The 4529-nt window shown below is 48.7% G+C and carries 4 protein-coding genes; all 4 read left to right on the top strand.

The window, feature by feature from the left end:
• The coding region (locus tag ACLOR3_RS09130) for a GNAT family N-acetyltransferase (RefSeq protein ID WP_412037159.1) at positions 1–391 on the top strand (391 nt) is incomplete at its 5' end.
• A gap of 33 nt (positions 392–424) precedes the next feature.
• Positions 425–2215, top strand: a complete 1791-nt coding sequence (locus ACLOR3_RS09125) for a V-type ATP synthase subunit A (RefSeq protein ID WP_236128267.1) — start codon at positions 425–427, stop codon at positions 2213–2215.
• Entirely contained in the window at positions 2202–3599 is a 1398-nt protein-coding gene (locus ACLOR3_RS09120; RefSeq protein WP_048690706.1) for a V-type ATP synthase subunit B, read from the top strand. The genes ACLOR3_RS09125 and ACLOR3_RS09120 overlap by 14 nt, the downstream gene beginning before the upstream one ends.
• A 21-nt stretch (positions 3600–3620) precedes the next feature.
• Positions 3621–4244, top strand: a complete 624-nt coding sequence (locus ACLOR3_RS09115; RefSeq protein ID WP_350018955.1) for a V-type ATP synthase subunit D — start codon at positions 3621–3623, stop codon at positions 4242–4244.
• The last annotated feature ends 285 nt before the right edge of the window (positions 4245–4529 follow it).

Below are 4529 nucleotides of genomic sequence, written 5' to 3'. Positions count from 1 at the left end.
TCTCATGCGGATCGATCAAGCTAATCGGGTGATCGAAGTTGGAGCAGTGACCTACTCACCAGCGCTCCAAAAAACACGCATGGCTACGGAAGCCCAGTATCTCTTAGCGGGCTACGTGTTTGAAGATTTAGGCTACCGCCGCTATGAGTGGAAATGCGATGCCTTAAACCAAGCATCTCGCAAAGCAGCTGAGCGCTTAGGATTCACCTATGAAGGCTGTTTCCGTCAGGCTGTTGTTTATAAAGGTCGGACCCGTGATACAGACTGGTTGTCTATCATTGACCAAGAATGGCCAGCTATCAAACAGCGCTTCGAAGCCTGGTTGGATCCAAGCAATTTCGATGCCAATGGTCAACAAAAGCAAGCTCTAAGAGAGATAGCGCAAAAGTAAAACAAAGAAACAAAGGATTCCCAGGAGGAATACATGACTCAAGGAAAAATTATTAAAGTTTCCGGTCCCTTGGTGGTCGCATCAGGGATGCAGGAGGCCAATATCCAAGATATTTGCCGGGTCGGCGATCTTGGTTTGATTGGCGAAATTATTGAGATGCGGCGTGACGAAGCCTCTATCCAAGTATATGAAGAAACGTCTGGAGTCGGTCCAGGAGAACCAGTAGTAACAACCGGAGCTCCCCTCTCTGTCGAGTTAGGACCAGGCTTGATTTCTCAGATGTTTGACGGGATCCAACGTCCCTTGGAACGTTTCCAAGAAGTCACTTCCAGTGACTTCCTTATTCGTGGGGTGCAAGTTCCAAATCTAGACCGTGACACCAAATGGACCTTCGAACCAAGCGTGGCAGAAGGGACAGAGGTAGTTGCCGGAGACATCGTCGGTACCGTTCAAGAGACCAATATGGTGGAACACCGTATTATGGTGCCCTTCGGTGTCAGTGGACGTGTGACCAAGATCGCAGCAGGTTCTTACACAGTAGAAGAGCCGGTTTATGAGATCGAGCAGGCTGATGGTAGCCTCTTTACTGGTACTTTGATGCAAAAATGGCCGGTTCGTCGAGGCCGTCCCTTTGCACAAAAACTGATTCCAGTAGAGCCTTTGGTTACAGGCCAACGGGTCATCGATACCTTCTTCCCTGTGACTAAGGGTGGAGCTGCAGCTGTTCCTGGTCCTTTCGGAGCTGGGAAAACAGTTGTCCAACACCAGGTGGCCAAGTTTGCCAATGTAGACATCGTAATTTACGTAGGTTGTGGGGAACGTGGAAACGAAATGACGGACGTTCTGAATGAATTTCCAGAATTGATCGATCCGACGACCGGTCAATCCATCATGCAACGGACCGTTTTGATTGCCAACACTTCGAACATGCCGGTGGCAGCGCGTGAGGCTTCCATCTACACAGGGATTACTATTGCTGAATACTTCCGTGATATGGGCTATTCCGTTGCCATCATGGCGGACTCTACTTCTCGTTGGGCAGAAGCTCTCCGTGAAATGTCTGGTCGTCTAGAAGAAATGCCAGGGGATGAAGGCTACCCAGCCTATCTTGGTAGCCGGATTGCTGAATATTACGAGCGTGCAGGTCGGGTTAAGACACTCGGAACCACTGCGCGTGAAGGTTCGATTACCGCCATCGGTGCCGTTTCCCCTCCAGGTGGAGACATTTCAGAGCCGGTGACCCAAAATACCCTGCGGATTGTCAAGGTTTTCTGGGGACTAGATGCTCAGTTGGCCCAACGCCGCCACTTCCCAGCCATCAACTGGTTGAGTTCTTATTCTCTTTACCAGGATGAGGTAGGCCAATATATCGATCAGCATGAACAGATTAGCTGGGCAGAAAAAGTGACCCGCGCCATGAACCTGTTGCAAAAAGAGAGTGAATTGCAAGAGATCGTGCGTTTGGTTGGTCTGGATTCCCTGTCTGAAAAAGACCGCTTGACCATGAATGCGGCCAAGATGATCCGTGAAGACTACCTGCAACAAAATGCCTTTGATGAGGTCGATACCTATACTTCCTTTAGCAAGCAGGTGGCTTTGTTGACCAACATTTTGACCTTTGATCAAGAAAGTCAAAAAGCACTAGAATTAGGAGCTTACTTCACAGAAATCATGGAAGGAACTGTAGACCTTCGGGACCGCATTGCCCGGAGCAAGTTCATCCATGAGGACCAGTTGGCCACCATCCAAGCTTTGAAAGAAGAAATCGTAGAAACCCTACACCAAATCGTCGCAAAAGGAGGAGTAGACAATGAGCGTGATTAAAGAATACCGTACTGTCAGCGAAGTTGTTGGCCCCTTGATGATTGTCGATCAGGTCGAAGGGGTTCACTACAATGAACTGGTAGAAATCAAGCTCCATGACGGAACGACCCGTCAGGGACAAGTCCTCGAAGTCCAAGAAGATAAGGCCATGGTCCAGCTTTTTGAAGGATCTAGCGGGATCAACTTGGAAAAAGCCAAGGTCCGCTTTACCGGACGTCCCCTAGAACTCCCTGTGTCTGAAGACATGGTCGGACGCATTTTTAACGGGATGGGCAAACCCATCGATGGTGGTCCAGAGATTATCCCAGAGAAGTACTTGGACATTGATGGCCAAGCCATCAACCCTGTTTCGCGGGACTATCCAGATGAATTTATCCAGACAGGGATCTCAGCCATTGACCATTTGAATACCTTGGTTCGGGGCCAAAAACTCCCAGTATTCTCTGGATCAGGGCTTCCTCACAAAGAATTAGCAGCTCAAATTGCCCGCCAAGCAACTGTGCTTAATTCGGAGGAAAACTTCGCCGTGGTCTTTGCGGCCATGGGAATTACCTTTGAAGAAGCCGAGTTCTTTATGAACGACCTGCGGGAAACAGGTGCGATTGATCGCTCTGTCCTCTTCATCAACCTAGCCAATGACCCAGCTATCGAGCGGATTGCCACTCCTCGGATCGCCTTGACAGCTGCCGAATATTTGGCCTATGAAAAAGACATGCACGTCTTGGTTATCATGACGGATATGACCAACTACTGTGAAGCCCTTCGGGAAGTATCTGCTGCCCGCCGGGAAGTTCCAGGACGTCGGGGCTATCCAGGTTACCTTTATACTAACCTCTCAACCCTCTACGAACGTGCAGGACGCTTGGTTGGAAAGAAGGGATCTGTGACCCAAATTCCGATCCTCTCCATGCCAGAAGATGACATCACCCACCCCATCCCTGACTTGACAGGCTACATCACCGAAGGTCAGATTATCTTGTCCCGCGATCTCTACAATAGTGGTTATCGCCCACCGATCAATGTTCTTCCATCCCTTTCCCGTTTGAAGGACAAGGGTTCTGGTGAAGGTAAGACTCGGAAAGACCATGCAGCGACCATGAACCAGCTCTTTGCGGCCTATGCCCAAGGAAAACAGGCAAAAGAGTTAGCCGTAGTGCTGGGGGAATCCGCCTTGTCCGATACCGACAAGCTTTATGTCAAATTTACGGATCGCTTTGAGAAGGAGTATATCAACCAAGGCTTTACCACCAATCGGACCATTCAAGAAAGTCTGGATCTAGGTTGGGAATTACTTGCTATCTTGCCACGGACCGAGCTCAAGCGGATCAAGGATGACATGATTGACGAATACCTCCCAAAAACTTCTCAGGAAGCACAAGCCTAGGAGTAGAAAGGAGGAAGTCAAATGGCACGATTAAATGTCAAACCCACTCGGATGGAGTTAAACACCCTCAAAGAGCGTCTGAAAACGGCAACCAGAGGACACAAACTTCTCAAGGATAAACGAGACGAGCTCATGCGACGCTTCATCGAGTCGGTCCGTGAAAATGACCGCCTCCGTCAGAAGGTTGAAGCCGCTCTCATTGGGAATATGCAAGAATTTGTCATGGCTAAATGTCTGGAAAATGACCTCATGGTCCAGGAAATCTTTGCAGTTCCGACGCGGGAAGTCAGCCTGCATATCGAGACGGAGAATATCATGAGTGTGCGCGTGCCCAAGATGCATGCCCATATTGATAATCCATATGGAGACGATGAGGGAGACGTGGTATACAGCTATGTGGCTTCCAATAGCCAGATGGACAATACCATTCAAGAAATGGAAGAACTCCTTCCAGACCTGTTGCGCTTAGCAGAGATTGAAAAAACTTGTCAGCTCATGGCCGATGAGATCGAAAAAACGCGTCGTCGGGTCAATGGACTGGAGTATGCGACGATTCCAGACCTCAAGGAAACCATCTACTATATCGAAATGAAACTCGAAGAAGCCGAACGCGCCAACCTGGTCCGAATGATGAAGGTCAAATAAGATACAAAGCCGTTAAGCAACTCAAAGGAAAATAGGGAGCAGGACAGAAGCACTGTTGTATAGAATGCTTCGTTGTCCTGCCCCCACAAGGCTGATTAGGATTTTTCCGAGCTCTTAAAGCGAGAGAAAAATCCAATCAGCTACTGTGCCTTTGAAGTTAGTACTATTACAGTTTGCGTTTTACACACAGCATTTAGGTGTGTTCAATTCATAAGATACAAGCCGTTAAAAACAGCACCCCAAGTGATGTCTACAGGACACGAACTTGGGGTGTTTTTAGCTTTT

The organism is Streptococcus intestinihominis (assembly GCF_046824975.1).
Lineage (GTDB): Bacteria > Bacillota > Bacilli > Lactobacillales > Streptococcaceae > Streptococcus.
Note: the sequence above shows the minus strand (reverse complement) of the source record. Positions and strands in the feature narration are given on the sequence as shown.

Excerpts from the sequence above, each read along its gene's own strand:
- ACLOR3_RS09120 (WP_048690706.1), top strand. The coding sequence starts at position 2,202 with ATGAGCGTGATTAAAGAATACCGTACTGTCAGCGAAGTTGTTGGCCCC.
- ACLOR3_RS09125 (WP_236128267.1), top strand. The coding sequence starts at position 425 with ATGACTCAAGGAAAAATTATTAAAGTTTCCGGTCCCTTGGTGGTCGCA.
- ACLOR3_RS09115 (WP_350018955.1), top strand. The coding sequence starts at position 3,621 with ATGGCACGATTAAATGTCAAACCCACTCGGATGGAGTTAAACACCCTC.